Source organism: Citrobacter sp. CK195, from assembly GCF_030333365.1.
Taxonomy (GTDB): Bacteria; Pseudomonadota; Gammaproteobacteria; order Enterobacterales; family Enterobacteriaceae; genus Citrobacter_B; species Citrobacter_B koseri.
This window is the reverse complement of record NZ_JAOWGB010000022.1, coordinates 334412-350748: the sequence shown is the minus strand read 5'-3', so window position 1 is coordinate 350748 and position 16337 is coordinate 334412. Positions and strand designations below refer to the sequence as shown.

At 56.3% G+C, this 16337-nt stretch carries 10 protein-coding genes; 5 read left to right on the top strand and 5 right to left on the bottom strand.

The window, feature by feature from the left end; genetic code table 11:
- Nucleotides 1-30: 30 nt before the first annotated feature.
- Genes betA through betI form a run of 3 tightly spaced genes read right to left on the bottom strand, consistent with a single transcriptional unit; the run spans nt 31 to nt 3800 of the window.
- On the bottom strand, nt 31-1707 hold the full coding sequence (betA, locus tag OGX93_RS06590) for a choline dehydrogenase (RefSeq protein ID WP_012133412.1): 1677 nt from the start codon (nt 1705-1707) through the stop codon (nt 31-33).
- A gap of 13 nt (nt 1708-1720) precedes the next feature.
- Complete coding sequence (gene betB / locus OGX93_RS06585; protein ID WP_286449687.1) at nt 1721-3193, bottom strand: betaine-aldehyde dehydrogenase; 1473 nt, start codon at nt 3191-3193, stop codon at nt 1721-1723.
- A gap of 13 nt (nt 3194-3206) precedes the next feature.
- Nucleotides 3207-3800: a transcriptional regulator BetI gene (gene betI / locus OGX93_RS06580; RefSeq protein ID WP_024130562.1), complete on the bottom strand. Its 594-nt coding sequence runs from the start codon at nt 3798-3800 to the stop codon at nt 3207-3209.
- Nucleotides 3801-4082: 282 nt separating this feature from the next.
- On the opposite strand from betI, the gene OGX93_RS06575 reads away from it, so the two are divergent.
- The gene (locus tag OGX93_RS06575; protein ID WP_047458253.1) at nt 4083-6116 is read left to right on the top strand and encodes a choline transporter; all 2034 of its coding nucleotides are present in this window, start codon (nt 4083-4085) and stop codon (nt 6114-6116) included.
- Nucleotides 6117-6285: 169 nt separating this feature from the next.
- On the opposite strand, the gene entD is transcribed toward OGX93_RS06575, so the two are convergent.
- The gene (gene entD, locus OGX93_RS06570; protein WP_286449688.1) at nt 6286-6939 is read right to left on the bottom strand and encodes an enterobactin synthase subunit EntD; all 654 of its coding nucleotides are present in this window, start codon (nt 6937-6939) and stop codon (nt 6286-6288) included.
- A 48-nt stretch (nt 6940-6987) separates the two neighbouring features.
- Complete coding sequence (locus OGX93_RS06565; protein ID WP_012133407.1) at nt 6988-9231, bottom strand: TonB-dependent siderophore receptor; 2244 nt, start codon at nt 9229-9231, stop codon at nt 6988-6990.
- 305 nt (nt 9232-9536) lie between these two features.
- Between OGX93_RS06565 and fes the strand changes: the two genes are divergently transcribed.
- From fes to wzz(fepE), 4 genes are all read left to right on the top strand, one after another.
- Nucleotides 9537-10751 (top strand): enterochelin esterase, encoded by a 1215-nt coding sequence (gene fes / locus OGX93_RS06560; RefSeq protein ID WP_104868942.1) that lies wholly within the window; start codon nt 9537-9539, stop codon nt 10749-10751.
- 29 nt (nt 10752-10780) lie between these two features.
- Nucleotides 10781-10999 carry an MbtH family protein gene (locus OGX93_RS06555; protein ID WP_058668745.1) on the top strand — a complete coding sequence of 73 codons (219 nt, stop codon included), beginning with the start codon at nt 10781-10783 and terminating at the stop codon, nt 10997-10999.
- A complete protein-coding gene (gene entF, locus OGX93_RS06550; RefSeq protein ID WP_286449689.1) occupies nt 10996-14880 on the top strand; it encodes an enterobactin non-ribosomal peptide synthetase EntF in 3885 nt (1294 codons plus the stop codon). Before OGX93_RS06555 ends, entF begins: the two co-directional genes overlap by 4 nt.
- Nucleotides 14881-15132: 252 nt before the next feature.
- Entirely contained in the window at nt 15133-16269 is a 1137-nt protein-coding gene (wzz(fepE), locus tag OGX93_RS06545) for an LPS O-antigen length regulator Wzz(fepE) (protein WP_047458238.1), read from the top strand.
- Nucleotides 16270-16337 lie beyond the last annotated feature (68 nt).

Genomic DNA, 16337 nt, shown 5'->3' with positions numbered 1-16337 from the left:
TCAGCAGCAGAGCGGGAAAAAGAGGTGGGATTAACGCAGCGGCGGCTGACGCACGGGCGCATCACCTGCGACGTAATAGCTTGCGGTGCTCTTTGCCAGCGGTTCGCGGCCACGAATCGCATCGGCCATCTTCTCGCCGATCATAATGGTGGTGGCGTTCAGGTTGCCGGTGATAATTTGCGGCATAATGGAGGCGTCCACCACGCGCAGATTTTCCACGCCGTGAACCCGGCCTTCGCCGTCGACTACCGCCATTTCGTCGTAACCCATCTTGCAGGTGCCGCAAGGATGAAACGCGGTCTCCGCGTGGTCGCGCACAAACGCATCCAGCTGTTCGTCGGTCTGGCACGTAATGCCGGGGCTGATTTCGCGTCCACGGTATTTGTCCAGCGCAGGCTGGTTGATGATTTCACGCGTGATGCGTATGGCATCGCGGAACTCCTGCCAGTCCTGCCCGGTAGACATATAGTTAAACAGAATGGCCGGATGCTCGCGCGGATCGCGCGATTTAATGTGCACATGCCCACGGCTGGGTGAGCGCATCGAACCGACATGACACTGAAAACCGTGTTCTTTCACCGCATTCGAGCCGTTGTAATTAATCGCCACTGGCAGGAAGTGATACTGAATATTCGGCCAGCTAAACGCTTCGCTGCTGCGGATAAATCCACCTGCCTCAAAATGGTTGCTGGCGCCCACGCCGGTGCCGCCAAATAACCACTCAGCGCCAATTTTCGGCTGGTTCCACCATTGCAACGCCGGGTAGAGAGAGACGGGTTCTTTGCACTCATACTGTAGATACATCTCCAGATGGTCCTGCAAGTTTTCACCCACGCCCGGCAGGTGGTGCACCAACGGAATATCAAACGCTTTCAGCAGCGATGCGTCACCCACGCCGGAGCGTTGCAGGATTTGCGGCGACGCAATGGCGCCCGCGCACAGCAACACCTCTTTACGCGCCATCGCCCGGGTCGGGATGGTGCTGTCGCCTTCCAGCCACTCAACGCCTGACGCTTTTTTACCTTCGAATAGAATATGGTCGGTCAGCGCATGGGTGATGATGGTCAGATTCGGCCGACCTTTGGCCTGATCGAGATACCCGCGTGCCGTACTGGCGCGTCGTCCTTGCGGCGTCACGGTTCTGTCCATCGGCCCAAACCCCTCCTGCTGATAGCCGTTGAGGTCGTCGGTACGTGGATATCCCGCCTGGACGCCTGCTTCTATCATCGCATGGAACAGTGGGTTGTTATTGTGCTTTGGCGTGGCGACGCTTACCGGGCCGTCGCCGCCGTGGTAGTCGTTGGGGCCGATATCACGGGTTTCCGCCTTGCGGTAATAGGGCAGGCAGTTGAGGTAACTCCAGTGTTCGAGGCCTGGCTCCTGCGCCCAGTTGTCGAGATCCATCGCGTTGCCGCGAATGTAGCACATGCCGTTAATCAGCGATGAGCCGCCCAGCCCTTTACCACGGCCGCACTCCATGCGGCGGTAGTTCATATGCGGCTCCGGTTCGGTCTCATACGCCCAGTTATAACGTTTACCCTGTAGCGGAAACGCCAGCGCGGCAGGCATCTGGGTGCGGAAATCCGCACGGTAGTCCGGGCCGCCCGCTTCCAGCAGCAACACGGTGGTGTCGCTGTCTTCGGTCAGCCGTGTTGCCAGTACGTTGCCCGCCGAACCGGCGCCAATAATGATGTAGTCAAAATGCAAACAAACCTCCTGGTTAAAATATGGATTGAAACTGACCCATCTCAACCTGGATGGACTTCACCTGGGTGTAGCTTTGCAGCGTCATAACGCCGTTCTCGCGACCAATACCGGAATGCTTGTAGCCGCCGACCGGCATTTCAGCAGGAGATTCCCCCCAGGTATTGATCCAGCAGATCCCCGCTTCAAGCTGGTGGATTGCGCGATGAGCGCGGTTGAGATCGGCTGTCACTACCCCGGCGGCCAGTCCGTAATCGGTGTTATTGGCGCGGCGGATCGCCTCTTCTTCGTTTTCGTAGGTCAGAATGGACATCACCGGGCCGAAAATTTCTTCGCGTACGATGGTCATCTCATCCCGGCAGTCGGTGAATACGGTGGGGGCGACCCAGGCGCCGTTATCAAACGCTTCGCCTTTTAATACGTCACCGCCGCAAAGCAGCGTTGCGCCTTCCGCTTTTCCGCTGGCGATATAGCGCAGAACGTTGTCGCGATGAGGGAAGCTCACCAGTGGGCCAAAATTGGTTGCCGGGTCAGACAGATCGCCTGCGCGAATGCGGCTTACGCGCGCCAGAATTTTTTGCTCGAAGGCGCTTTTCATGTGCGCCGGAATGAATACGCGCGTGCCGTTGGTGCAGACCTGGCCGGAGCTGAAGAAGTTCGCCATCATGGCGATATCCGCCGCGAGGTCGGGGTCCGCGTCGTCAAAGATAATCAGCGGTGATTTGCCGCCCAGCTCCATCGTCACCTCTTTCAGCGATGAAGCCGCTGAATTGGCCATCACTTTCTTGCCGCTGGCGACGCCGCCGGTGAAGGAGATTTTGGCGATATCAGGATGTTCCGTCAGGAACTGCCCTGTTTCCGCGCCGGTGCCTGGCAGCACGTTGAACACGCCGTCCGGGAGACCGGCTTCGCTGTAGATTTCCGCCAGTTTTAACGCGGTTAGCGGCGTGACTTCACTGGGTTTGAAGATCATGGCATTGCCTGCCGCCAGCGCCGGAGCGGATTTCCACAGGGCGATTTGAATGGGGTAGTTCCATGCGCCGATCCCGGCCACCACGCCCAGCGGCTCGCGACGGGTGTAGACGAATGACGTCTCGCGTAGCGGGATCTGGCTGCCTTCCAGGGCAGGGATCAGCCCGGCGTAATACTCAAGCACGTCTGCGCCGGTGGCGATGTCCACGCTGGCGGTTTCGCTCAGTGGTTTACCGGTATCGAGCGTTTCCAGTTGCGCCAGCTCGTCATTGCGTTCACGCAGAATATCAACTACCCGACGCAGGATTCGCGAGCGCGCCATTGCGCTCATCGCGGCCCATATTTTTTGCCCGCGCTGCGCGCTTTTCACGGCGCGATCGACATCGTCGCGGCCTGCGGCCTGTACGGTAGCCAGTACCTCGCCGTTAGCGGGATTGATCGTCTCAAAGGTGCGACCGCTGGTGGCGGCAGTATATGCGCCATCAATATAAAGCTGTTGTTCTGCCATTCGGGGCATGGGTTCTCCTCGGTTAGTCAGTGGCGTTCGGCAAATGCTGACTGATGAAATGGGTGGTCAGCGCCTGAGCGAGACTGAGATTAAACGGTTTTCCGCTCAGCGCGGCGCGTAGCCACAGTCCATCGATAAGCGCCGCCAGGCCATAACCGGCCTGTTGAGCCTGCTGGCGCGGAAGTTCGCGCCTGAATTCATACACAATGTTCGACAGCAGCCGCTTGCTGGCGACCTGTTGCAGGCGGTAGAGCATCGGCTGATGCATGCTGCTTGCCCAGAATGCGAGCCAGGCTTTCATCGCAGCCTGGCTTATCTGGCTGTCGTCAAAGTTGCCCGCTACGATGGCGCGCAAACGCAATTCAGCGCTGGCCTCTGGAAGGGCGTGCAACCGACGCAGGACGGCATAGCGAAGCTGGCTGGTGATGTCGCGCATCGTCGCTTCCAGCAATCCATTTTTATCCTTGAAATAGTGACTGATGATGCCGGTCGACACGCCTGCTCGTCGGGCTATTTGCGCAATGGTTGCGTCATGCATTCCGACTTCATTAATGGCCTCCAGGGTGGCGTCAATCAGTTGCCTGCGACGAAGGGTTTGCATCCCCACTTTGGGCATTTTTATCGCTCCAGTCATCAGTTATGGTTATGTATTAAACCGTTTTTTGATTGGACGTTCAATATAAAATGTGTCTTAATTGTTATCAATTTGGCGGTTAACAGGTAAGGAGAATGTAATGGGGTATTAGATAAACTTAATAAAAACAATAAATTGAAAATATCATCATTTCTGTTAATAAGGCTATTTTTGCAAATCTGTTAAAAATGCCATCGCCTTACAGAATCTCAAAAAGTTAGCTGCTCGACAGAGTAGTCACCGTTACTTAATCAGAGGTAATCGATGACGAACCTTGCTCAGAACAGAGAAAAGGACAAAATCAATCCCGTCGTGTTTTATACGTCTGCCGGACTGATTTTGTTGTTTTCCCTGACGACCATTTTTTTTAGTGATTTCTCCGCAGTCTGGATCGGCCGCACGCTGAACTGGGTCTCCAGAACGTTTGGCTGGTACTATCTGCTGGCCGCCACGCTCTATATCGTTTTTGTCATATTCATTGCCTGCTCGCGTTTCGGTTCCGTCAAGCTCGGGCCTGAGCAGTCAAAGCCGGAATTTAGTCTGCTAAGCTGGGCGGCAATGCTTTTCGCCGCCGGGATTGGCATCGACCTGATGTTCTTCTCGGTGGCGGAGCCCGTCACCCAATATATGCAGCCGCCGGAAGGCGCAGGGCAGACCATTGAAGCTGCCCGCCAGTCGATGGTCTGGACGCTGTTTCACTACGGCCTGACCGGTTGGTCGATGTATGCGTTAATGGGGATGGCGCTTGGCTACTTTAGCTATCGCTATAACCTGCCGCTGACCATTCGCTCAGCGCTCTATCCAATCTTCGGTAAGCGCATAAACGGGCCGATTGGGCATAGCGTGGATATTGCCGCGGTTATCGGCACCATCTTTGGTATCGCCACGACGCTGGGGATTGGTGTGGTGCAGCTCAACTACGGTCTGAGCGTGCTGTTTGATATCCCGGATTCAATGGCGGCCAAAGCGGCGCTGATTGTGCTGTCGGTGGTGATCGCCACGATCTCGGTGACTTCTGGCGTGGACAAAGGCATTCGGGTTCTGTCGGAGCTGAATGTGCTGCTGGCGCTGGGGTTGATCCTCTTTGTGCTGTTTATGGGGGACACCTCATTCCTGCTCAATGCGCTGGTGCTGAATGTGGGCGACTACGTTAACCGCTTTATGGGGATGACGTTGAACAGCTTTGCGTTCGACAGGCCGGTTGAGTGGATGAACAACTGGACGCTCTTTTTCTGGGCGTGGTGGGTTGCGTGGTCGCCGTTTGTCGGGCTGTTCCTGGCGCGTATTTCGCGTGGCCGTACCATTCGCCAGTTTGTCTTCGGTACGTTGATTATCCCGTTCACTTTCACCCTGCTGTGGCTGTCGGTGTTTGGCAATAGCGCGCTGTATGAAATCATTCATGGCGATGCCGGTTTTGCCGAGGAAGCGATGGCGCACCCTGAGCGCGGCTTTTATAGCCTGCTGGCGCAGTATCCGGCCTTCACCTTCAGCGCGTCTGTCGCCACAATCACCGGTCTGTTGTTCTATGTGACATCGGCGGACTCCGGTGCGCTGGTGCTGGGCAATTTCACCTCAAAACTGAAAGACATCAACAGCGATGCGCCAGCCTGGCTGCGTGTTTTCTGGTCGGTAGCGATTGGCCTGCTGACGCTGGGGATGCTGATGACCAACGGGATTTCAGCGCTGCAAAACACGACGGTAATCATGGGGCTGCCGTTTAGTTTTGTGATCTTCTTCATTATGGCGGGATTGTATAAGTCATTGAAAGTTGAAGATTATCGTCGGGAAAGCGCCAGTCGTCATACCGCGCCGCGTCCGATGGGCGTGCAGGACCGGCTGAGCTGGAAAAAACGACTGTCGCGCCTGATGAACTACCCGGGAACGCGCTATACCCGCGAAATGATGGAGAAGGTATGTTTCCCGGCAATGGAAGAGGTCGCCCATGAGCTGCAACTGCGCGGCGCATCGGTGGAGTTGAAAAGTATGCCGCCGCAGGAAGGGGAAAACCTTGGTCATCTGGATCTGCGGGTTCATATGGGCGATGAGCGCAACTTTATCTATCAGATCTGGCCGCAGCAGTACGCAATCCCCGGCTTTACCTACCGGGCGCGTAGCGGCAAGTCGAGCTATTACCGGCTGGAAACGTTCCTGCTGGAAGGAAGCCAGGGAAATGACCTGATGGACTACAGCAAAGAGCAGGTGATTACGGACATTCTCGATCAGTATGAACGTCATCTGAACTTTATTCATCTGGATCGTGAGGCGCCTGGCAACGGGGTGTTGTTCCCGGGAATGTAAGCGGATCTCACGTTTTCTGAAAATAGTTCCGTCAACCTTGAGGCTAACAACCCGAACACGACAATTCGGCTTGTTAGTCTCTTCTTCGCATGGAGGCGATATATGCTGACGAAGTACGCTTTTATGGCAATTCTTGTGCTCCGCAGTCAGCAATGGCTGCGGGCAAATTCTACAGGGCGGACGCGCAGAGCGTAATGACCTGACCGTCGTACTCACGCCACGAAATATCCACTGTGCAATCAGCAAGCTGCGGCGAAAACGCCGACGTCATTTGCATGGTTAGATGTGTTTTCGTCACTGAAACGATCCTGGCGCTGGCAAAACCCGGTAACGTTGCCGCGCGATCGGAGAACGCTTTATAGACGCTCTCTTTGGCGGAAAACGCCAGGGTTAACGCGAGCGGAAAAGGGAGGGAACTGCGCTGTAAAACGCGTTGTTCATCGTTATCGACGATACTGCTGGTGAGTTCTGCCGCCGTTTGAGGCGTGAAGATTGCTTCGATATCAACCCCTACCGGAGTGAGGGAGACGACTGCCAGCGCCGTGGCGGCGCTGTGGCTGATACTGCCGAACAGGCCTTCCGGCCACAAGGGCTGCCGTTTATCGCCGATAGCGGGTACGGTTTTGTGCCCATATTCAGTCAGAGCATGAAACGCGGCGAGACGTCCCGCTAAATGTTCAGTCTGACGTTTTCGCCCGGCGGGAAGCAGCTGCGCATGGTGCGGCAACAAGAGCAGATCGTGTTCGTGGAAGCTATCGATATCGAACCCGATAAGATGAAGTTTGTGGCGGGAAAAAGAGAGGGCGGTGTAAGTGGTTTGCATGGTTTCTCATAAAAACCCTCTCCCCGTTCAGGGAGAGGGTGGTCGTTATCAGAAGCGCGTGTTAACGCCCATGTACCATGTACGACCCGGTTCGTTGTAGGTGTAAGCACCTGCACCGTACATATAAGCGCCGGTCGCGTCGTTACCCGTGGTCTGGGCATTCCCCGCACGCCATTGACGCTTGTCGAAGACGTTATCCACGCCGCCGGTCAGGCTGACGTTTTTGGTTACGTCCCAGGTCGCGCTCAGGCCGACAATGCTGTACGGGCTGACTTCATCTTTCTCAGAGCCGGTAGCAGGCTGGCCCTTATAGTTGTATTTCTTCGGCTGCTGCTTGCCGTACCAGGTGAAGGTTGACTGCACTGACACATCCTGATGTACCTGCCAGCTCAGGGTTGAGTTCAGCGTGTACTCCGGGATGATCGACAGACGATCGCCGGTTGTTTTGTTCTTGCTCTGTAGCATGTAGGTAATGTTGTTGGTCCAGTTTATCGCATCGCTGACCGGAATATTCAACGATCCTTCCAGACCTTCTACCACGGCCTTCGGCACGTTTTCCCACTGGTAGATATCGGTTTGCACTTTACCTGAAGAGGTATGGCCGACTGGCGCATAGCCCGCTTCAATCTTATCGCGGTAGTCGTTACGGAACCAGGTCACACCGGCCTGCCAGCCGTCGTGTTTCCACTCAAGACCAATCTCTTTGTTGACGCTGGTTTCCGCTTTCAGGTCATCGTTACCCATCATGTAGCAACCGACGCCATCGGAGCTTGCATAGCAACCCTGGCCTTTGCTGTACAGCAGGTAGTTCGGGTTGGTCTGATAGAGGCTCGGTGCTTTATAGGCACGGGCGATACCCATCTTCAGGGTGAAATCATCGCCCAGCGCCTGCGACAGGTTCAGGGACGGGCTCCAGTTGTTGCCGACGATAGTGTGGTGATCGAAGCGCAGCGCCGGGGTCAGCATGGTGCTGTCAGTTATCTCCATGTTGTTCTCGGCAAACAGGGAGAAGATTTCTGCGGATGAGTACGGACTGCGGTCGTCGCTCATGCCTGGAATGGCTCCGCCCTGTTGAGCCTGAGTATTCGAGGCGGAATCCTTCATACGCTGCTGGTTCCACTCAGTACCCAGCGTCAGGTTTTGATTAACGATGAAATCAAGCGGCAGGTTAATTTCACTGTGCAACATCACGTCGGCCAGGTCGGTGTCGGTGAATTCGTCGCTGTTGAACAACCCTTCGAGACCGCCCGCCAGCCCTTCGCCCAGACGCGAGTTGCGGGTGTGTTCGTACTGTGCCCAGTTGCTGGTGGTGATACCGTTATCCCAGCCGCCGTTCCAGGTCACTGCGAAGTTCTGGCGATAAATACGGTTAGTCTCTTTACCGTAGTTTTTCTTCACCAGGGCATTGTCGTTATTGGTGTTTTGGGTGTCACCCGCGTAAAGGTTGTTCTGGCGGCTGTAGCCTGCTTCAAACTCCAGCGCCTGCATTGGCGCGAAATCCCAACGTACGACACCATTAATATCTTTGTTTTCAACCCCTTCGCGACCTGCTGGCAGGGTGTTGGCGTAGGCGCCGGTACGCTCAGACTGATGGCCCTGGTTGATGTCCCAGGCGTCGGCCTGAGTTTTATCCAGGTTGCCGTACATGCGGAAGCTGAATTCGCCGCCCAGCGGGCCGCTCAGGCTAAAGTTGGTGCGCTTGGTGGAACCTTCGTCTTTGTGTTCCGGCGCATTCAGATAGGTGTTCCACGAACCGTGCCACTGATCGTCGAATTTCTTGGTGATGATGTTTACCACGCCGCCCGCTGCGCCGTTGCCGTAACGTGCTGCCGCAGGGCCACGAATCACATCAATGCGTTCGATCATCTCTGGTGGCACCCAACCGGTATCGCCACGGGTGTCACGCTCGCCGCGCCAGCCCAGACGGATGGAGTTGCGGCTGGTCACCGGTTTGCCGTCGATCAGAATCAGGGTGTTTTCCGGGCCCATGCCGCGAATGTCGATCTGGCGGTTGTTGCCGCGCTGGCCGCTGGTTGAGTTACCGGTCAGGTTCACGCCCGGCATGGTGCGGATGATTTCGGCAACGTCGCGAGCGGGAGGATTTTTACGGATTTCGTCGGCGGTAATGGTCGATACGCCCGGTGCCTGGAGGTTCTGCTGGGCGGCGGTGACCACGATGGTGTCTTCATGAAGCGCTGCGCTATCAGTGGTCTCCTCCGCCATAACAGGCAGAGCGACCCCATAAATTCCCAGATTGACCAGTAAGGCCAGGGAATGAATCTTATTGTTCATTGTGTTTCCTGCTTATCTTTATTTAGCCACATGCGCCAAACTCTCGTGGTGAGGTGTTTAGCCTGATGTCGCCCGCATCTGCGAAAGCCATACATTCCAGAAAAAGCACGCAGTGCAGGTTTCAGGTTGTGTTTCTCATTTGAACGTGGCGTCAATGCACGAATGAGAGACCCAGCCTGGGTGGTGAAATAATGTTCGCGCTTCCCACGGCGCGACAATACGCTATTGCAAATGAAAATAGTTATCAATAATATTATCAATATATTTCATCATTAAATAAAAAATTACACAATAAACATGAGGTTATGACGGTGACGGCGTTAACGACAGGAAGTGAGACCTGGTGGCAGTCAAAACACGGTCCCGAATGGGAGCGTGAAACAGACGAAAAATATCGGGTGACTTTCTGGTGGCGCGATCCGCAGGGAACGGAAAGCCGCTCTTCAATTCGCCGCGTATGGGTCTACATTACGGGCGTCACCGACCATCACCAGAATGCGGTTCCGCAATCCATGCAGCGTATTGCGGGCACGGATGTCTGGCGATGGAGCACGACATTAAGCGCCGACTGGCGTGGCAGTTACTGTTTCATCCCTTCTGAACGCGATGATATTTTTGCTTCTCTGGCAGTAGATGAAACGCCTGACAGAACCACGCTGCGTGAAGGCTGGCGTCAGTTATTGCCGCAGGCGATTGCCGATCCTCTTAACCCGGTGAGCTGGAAGGGGGGGCGGGGCCATGCGGTTTCCGCGCTGGAAATGCCAGACGCGCCAGTGCAACCCGGCTGGGATAAGCCTGAAAATCCGTCAGCTCCCCCGGTATGTTTGCAATGGCGCAGCGAGCGGCTGGGCAATACGCGTCGCGTGTGGGTGTTCACGACCGGCGACGCCCGGCCTGAACGTCCGCTAGCGATTCTGCTCGACGGGCAGTTTTGGGCGGAAAGCATGCCCGTCTGGCCCGCGCTCACCTCACTGACCCGGCGGCGTCAGCTCCCTCCTGCGGTCTACCTGCTGATTGATGCCATTGATACCCCCCACCGTAGCCGTGAACTGCCCTGCAATGCCGATTTCTGGCTGGCGGTACAACAAGAACTCCTGCCGCTGGTGAAAACCGTTGCGCCATTCAGCGATTGTGCAAAAAGGACGGTCGTCGCCGGGCAGAGTTTTGGCGGGCTCTCCTCGCTGTATGCCGGTCTGAACTGGCCTGAGCGCTTTGGCTGCGTACTGAGCCAGTCGGGATCGTTCTGGTGGCCGCAGCGCGGCGCAGATCGGGAAGGCGAGATTATTGAACAACTGAAGGCGGGCACATTGACCGCCAGAGGATTGCGCATCGTGCTGGAGGCCGGTATCAGAGAGCCGCTTATTTTCCGGGCGAATCAGGCGCTTTACAGCCAACTACACACTACGCAGCAGTCGGTTTTCTGGCGTCAGGTTGACGGCGGACATGATGCGCTTTGCTGGCGTGGCGGATTAATGCAGGGGTTGATGACCCTCTGGCAACCGTTAACCGACACGCTGTAGCTGGCGATTTTCCACGACAGGAGTTGAGTATGGAATTCAGTAATCCCTTCGATAACCCGCAGGGACAATTTTACATTCTGCAAAACCCGCAGCGTCAATTTAGCCTCTGGCCACAGCAGTGTTCTCTCCCTGCGGGCTGGCAGGTGGTGTGCGAACCGCAATCGCAGGCGCTTTGCCAGCAGTGGCTGGATGCGCACTGGACCACGCTAACTCCCGCCCATTACGCCGCTGCGCAGGAGGCTCAATGACCACGCGTTTACCGTTAGTGGCCGCCCAGCCAGGGATCTGGATGGCGGAAAAACTCTCTACGCTGCCTTCCGCCTGGAGCGTGGCGCACTATGTGGAATTACACGGCACGCTGAATGCCCCTCTGCTGGCGCAGGCGGTTGTAACCGGTATGGCGCAAGCGGATACCCTCCGTATGCGATTTACTGAAGATAACGGCGAGGTCTGGCAGTGGGTGGACCCGGCATTAACGTTTGCACAACCCGAGCTTATCGATCTGCGTGACGAGCCCGATCCGCATGCGGCGGCGCTGGCGCGGATGCAGGCCGATCTGCGACAAAATTTACGCGTTGATGGCGGCAAACCGCTGGCGTTCCACCAGTTGATTCAGGTCGATGATACCCGTTGGTACTGGTATCAGCGTTATCACCATCTACTGGTGGATGGCTTCAGTTTCCCGGCGATAACCCGTCAGATCGCGGCGATTTACCGCGCCTGGCAGTGTAACGCCCCGACGCCCGACTCGCCGTTTACGCCATTTGCTGACGTGGTGGAGGAGTATCAGCGTTACCGTGATAGTGAGGCTTATCAACGCGATGGCGCCTTCTGGGCGGAGCAGCGTCGCCAGTTGCCGCCTCCCGCTTCGCTGTCGGCTGCGCCGCTTCCCGGGCGGGCGGCCAGCGCCGATATTTTGCGTATGAAACTGGATGTGCCCGACGGTGTTTTCCGTCAGCTGGCGGCACGTATGTCTGATATTCAGCGTGCGGATTTAGCGCTGGCGCTGGTGGCGCTATGGCTGGGCCGCCTGTGCGGTCGGATGGACTATGCCGCCGGATTTATATTCATGCGGCGTATGGGATCGGCGGCGTTAACGGCGACCGGCCCGGTACTGAACGTCCTGCCGTTAGGGGTAAGCATTAATGCGGCGGAAACGCTGCCGGAACTGGCGACGCGTCTTGCCGGGCAGATGAAAAAAATGCGTCGCCATCAGCGTTATGACGCCGAACAGATCGTTCGCGACAGCGGCCGCGCGGCGGGTGAAGAGCCGCTGTTTGGCCCGGTACTGAACGTGAAGGTCTTTGATTATCAACTGGATATTCCCGGTGTACAGGCGCAAACCCATACGCTGGCGACCGGCCCGGTTAACGATCTTGAACTGGCGCTGTTCCCGGATGAAGAGGGCGGCCTGAGCATTGAAATCTTAGCCAACAAACAGCGCTATGATGAGGCGACGTTATCCTGCCATGCGTCACGGCTGACGGCGCTGATACGCCAGTTTGCGGACAATCCGGCGCTGCGCTGCGGCGATGCCGAAATGCTCCTGCCTGCCGAATATGCGCAACTGGCGCAGATTAATGATACGGCGGTAAGCATACCGCTCACGACGCTCAGCGCGCTGGTTGACGAACAGACACGCAAAACGCCGGACGCGCCCGCGCTGGCTGATGCGCGCCATCAGCTCAGTTATCAGGAGATGCGCGAGCAGGTGATCGCTCTGGCGCACCTGCTGCGTGAACGTGGCGTTAAACCGGGCGACAGCGTCGCGGTGGCGTTGCCGCGCTCGGTTTTCCTGACGCTGGCGCTGCACGGTATTGTGGAGGCCGGAGCCGCCTGGCTGCCGTTAGATACGGGGTATCCAGACGATCGTCTGCGAATGATGCTCGAAGACGCGCAACCGAAATTACTGATCACAACCGCAGAACAACTGCCGCGATTTAACGATATCCCCGGCGTAGAAAGCCTGTGCTACAACGCGCTGCTGCCGACGAGCGGCGCTGAATCGCTGGCGTTGTCGTTGCCGCACCACACGGCATACATCATCTTTACATCCGGTTCGACCGGCAGGCCGAAAGGGGTAATGGTCGGGCAAACCGCGATCGTGAATCGCCTGCTGTGGATGCAGGATCACTATCCGTTAACGGCAGAGGATGTGGTCGCACAAAAAACGCCGTGCAGTTTCGATGTTTCGGTGTGGGAGTTCTTCTGGCCGTTTATTGCCGGGGCGAAACTGGTGATGGCGGAGCCGGACGCGCACCGCGATCCGATTGCCATGCAGCATTTCTTTGCGAAGTATGGTGTGACCACCACCCACTTTGTCCCGTCAATGCTGGCGGCGTTCGTCGCCTCGCTCACCCCTGAATCCGCTCATGAAAGCTGCGCTACGCTACAGCGCGTATTTTGTAGCGGCGAGGCGCTGCCCGCCGGGCTGTGCCGCGAGTGGGAACAGTTGACCGGCGCGCCGCTGCACAATCTGTACGGGCCGACGGAAGCGGCGGTGGATGTCAGCTGGTATCCCGCCTGCGGCAAAGAACTGGCGGATGTCACCGGAAACAGCGTGCCGATTGGCTATCCGGTCTGGAATACCGGGCTGCGCATTCTTGATGCGATGATGCGCCCGGTGCCGCCGGGCACCGCGGGTGATTTATACCTGACCGGCATCCAGCTGGCGCAGGGGTATCTGGGGCGCCCGGATCTGACGGCGAGTCGCTTTATTGCCGATCCGTTTATGCCGGGCGAACGCATGTATCGCACCGGAGACGTGGCGCGCTGGCTGGAAAATGGCGCGGTAGAGTACCTTGGCCGCAGCGACGATCAGCTAAAAATTCGTGGTCAGCGCATTGAACTGGGCGAGATTGATCGGGTTATGCAAACGCTGCCGGACGTCGAGCACGCCGTGGCTCACGCCTGCGTGTTTAACCAGGCGGCCGCGACAGGAGGCGATGCCCGCCAACTGGTAGGCTATCTGGTGTCACAGTCCGGCTTACCGCTGGATATTCCGGTGCTTCAGGAACGGTTACGCGAGACATTACCGCCGCATATGGTGCCTGTGGTTCTGCTACAGCTTGCGGAACTGCCGCTCAGCGCAAACGGGAAACTGGATCGTAAAGCGCTGCCGATGCCGCAACTGACGCAACGTACGCCGGGGCGCGCGCCATTGCCAGGGACGGAAAAAACGGTGGCTGACGCCTTTGCCGGCCTGCTGGGTTGTGAGGTCAATGATGTGGAGGTCGACTTCTTTGCGCTGGGCGGGCATTCGTTACTAGCGATGAAACTCGCCGCGCAGTTGAGTCGCGCGTCCGGGCGTCAGGTGACACCGGGGCAGGTGATGGTGGCGTCAACCGTTGGTCAGCTTAGCGCGTTGCTGGATTCCGCCGATGACGAGCAGTCTCAGCGTCTGGGCTTTGAAACGCTCCTGCCGCTGCGTGAAAGCAGTGGACCAACGTTATTCTGCTTCCATCCGGCGTCCGGTTTTGCCTGGCAGTTTAGCGTGCTGGCACGTTATCTCAGCCCACACTGGTCGATTACGGGGATTCAGTCGCCAAGGCCTGATGGACCAATGCAAACGGCCACGAATCTGGATGAGGTGTGCGAGCGTCATCTGGAAACGCTGCTGGCGCAGCAGCCGCACGGGCCTTACTACCTGCTGGGGTATTCGCTGGGCGGAACGCTGGCCCAGGGCATTGCGGCGCGCTTGCGTGCGCGTGGCGAAACGGTTGCCTTCCTCGGGCTGCTGGATACCTGGCCGCCGGAAACGCAAAACTGGCAGGAAAAAGAGGCCAATGGTCTGGACCCTGAAGTGTTAGCGGAGATCGCGCGTGAACGCGAAGCGTTCCTTGCTGCGCAACAGGGAAATGCCTCCGGGGAGTTATTCAGCACCATCGAAGGAAACTACGCCGATGCCGTGCGGCTTCTGACAACCGCGCATAGCGTACCGTTCGATGGATGCGCGACGCTGTTTGTCGCGGAGCGCACCCTGCCGGAAGGAATAAGCCCTGAACGCAGCTGGGCGCCGTGGATGGCAGAACTGGATATCTATCGCCAGGATTGCGCCCACGTCGATATTATTTCACCTGCCGCGTTTGAGAATATCGGGCCGATTATTCGCGCATTGCTCGACCAGTAAGCGAAGCGTTCTGACGCCTTTAAAAATCTAATTCTACTGATGCCCATAATAGCTACCAATTATTATGGGCTTTTTATTTGTCTTCAGCATTGATTTAACATAAGTGAAACATAATCAGACGGTTAGTGAAATTCCGAAAGTTGCATGCTACCTGTGGGAACAGGCAAAGAACGTTTCGGATAATTCTGAGATGCTGTTAGAATATTAGAAAGGATGTTTTTATTCATTGGACTCAATGTCAGGTTACACAACATGTCATCACTCAATGTTAAGCAGGAAAAAGATTCGGAATTTACTGGCTATCCGTTAGCGCCGTCAAACAGTAATGAAATTGATTTGTTAAGCCTGGTTGATGTTTTATGGCGGGCGAAAAATCGCATTATTGCGACTGTTTTTGCGTTTGCGCTGGCAGGTATTCTGCTGTCCTTTATTCTGCCGCAGAAATGGACCAGTCGGGCGATTGTCACCCCGGCAGAGGCCGTACAGTGGCAGGAACTGGAAAAAACGCTGACCACATTGCGTGTGCTGAACCTCGACATTAATTTGCAGCGAGACGCCGTCTTTACGCTTTTCATTAAGAAGTTCAGCTCAACATCGCTGCTGGATGAATATCTTCGCGCCTCCCCGTATGTGATGGATCAATTAAAAGGGGCGGATATTGATGAAATGGAACTGCATCGGGCGATTGTTGCGCTCAGTGAAAAGATGAACGCGGTGGATACCAACGCCGGTAAGAAAAACGAGACGTCGTTATTTACCTCGTGGACATTGAGTTTTACTGCGCCAACGAAAGAAGAGGCGCAGAAGGTGCTGGCCGGCTATATCCAGTATGTATCGGACATCGTCGTGAAAGAGACGCTGGAGAATATTCGTAACCAGCTGGACACCAGAACGCATTTCGAGAAAGAAAAACTGGCGATGGACCGGGTGAGATTGCGCAACCAGCTTGATGCGAACATTCAGCGACTCAATTATTCCCTGGAGATTGCCAACGCCGCCGGGATTAAGAAGCCGGTCTACAGTAATGGTCAGGCGGTAAAAGACGACCCGGATTTCTCTATTTCTCTGGGCGCCGACGGTATTGCGCAAAAATTGCAAATTGAAAAGTCCGTCACGGACGTTGCGGAAATTAACGCTGAAATACGCAATCGCCAGTATTACGTAGAGCAACTGACCGCGATGAATATCAATGATGTGAAATTTATGCCGTTTAAATATCAGCTATCGCCTTCGCTGCCAGTGAAAAAAGACGGCCCGGGCAAAGCGTTGATCGTGATTCTGGCTGCGTTGTTGGGCGGTATGATCGCGTGCGGCGGTGTTCTGCTGCGTCATGCCATGCTGTCCCGTAAACTGGATGATGCGATTCAACTGGAAGAACGGTTAGTCTAAGCGCCATCCGGCAAATCGCCCGGTGGCGCTGTCGCTGACCGGGCCTGCATGGTTAACCCTCCGCCATT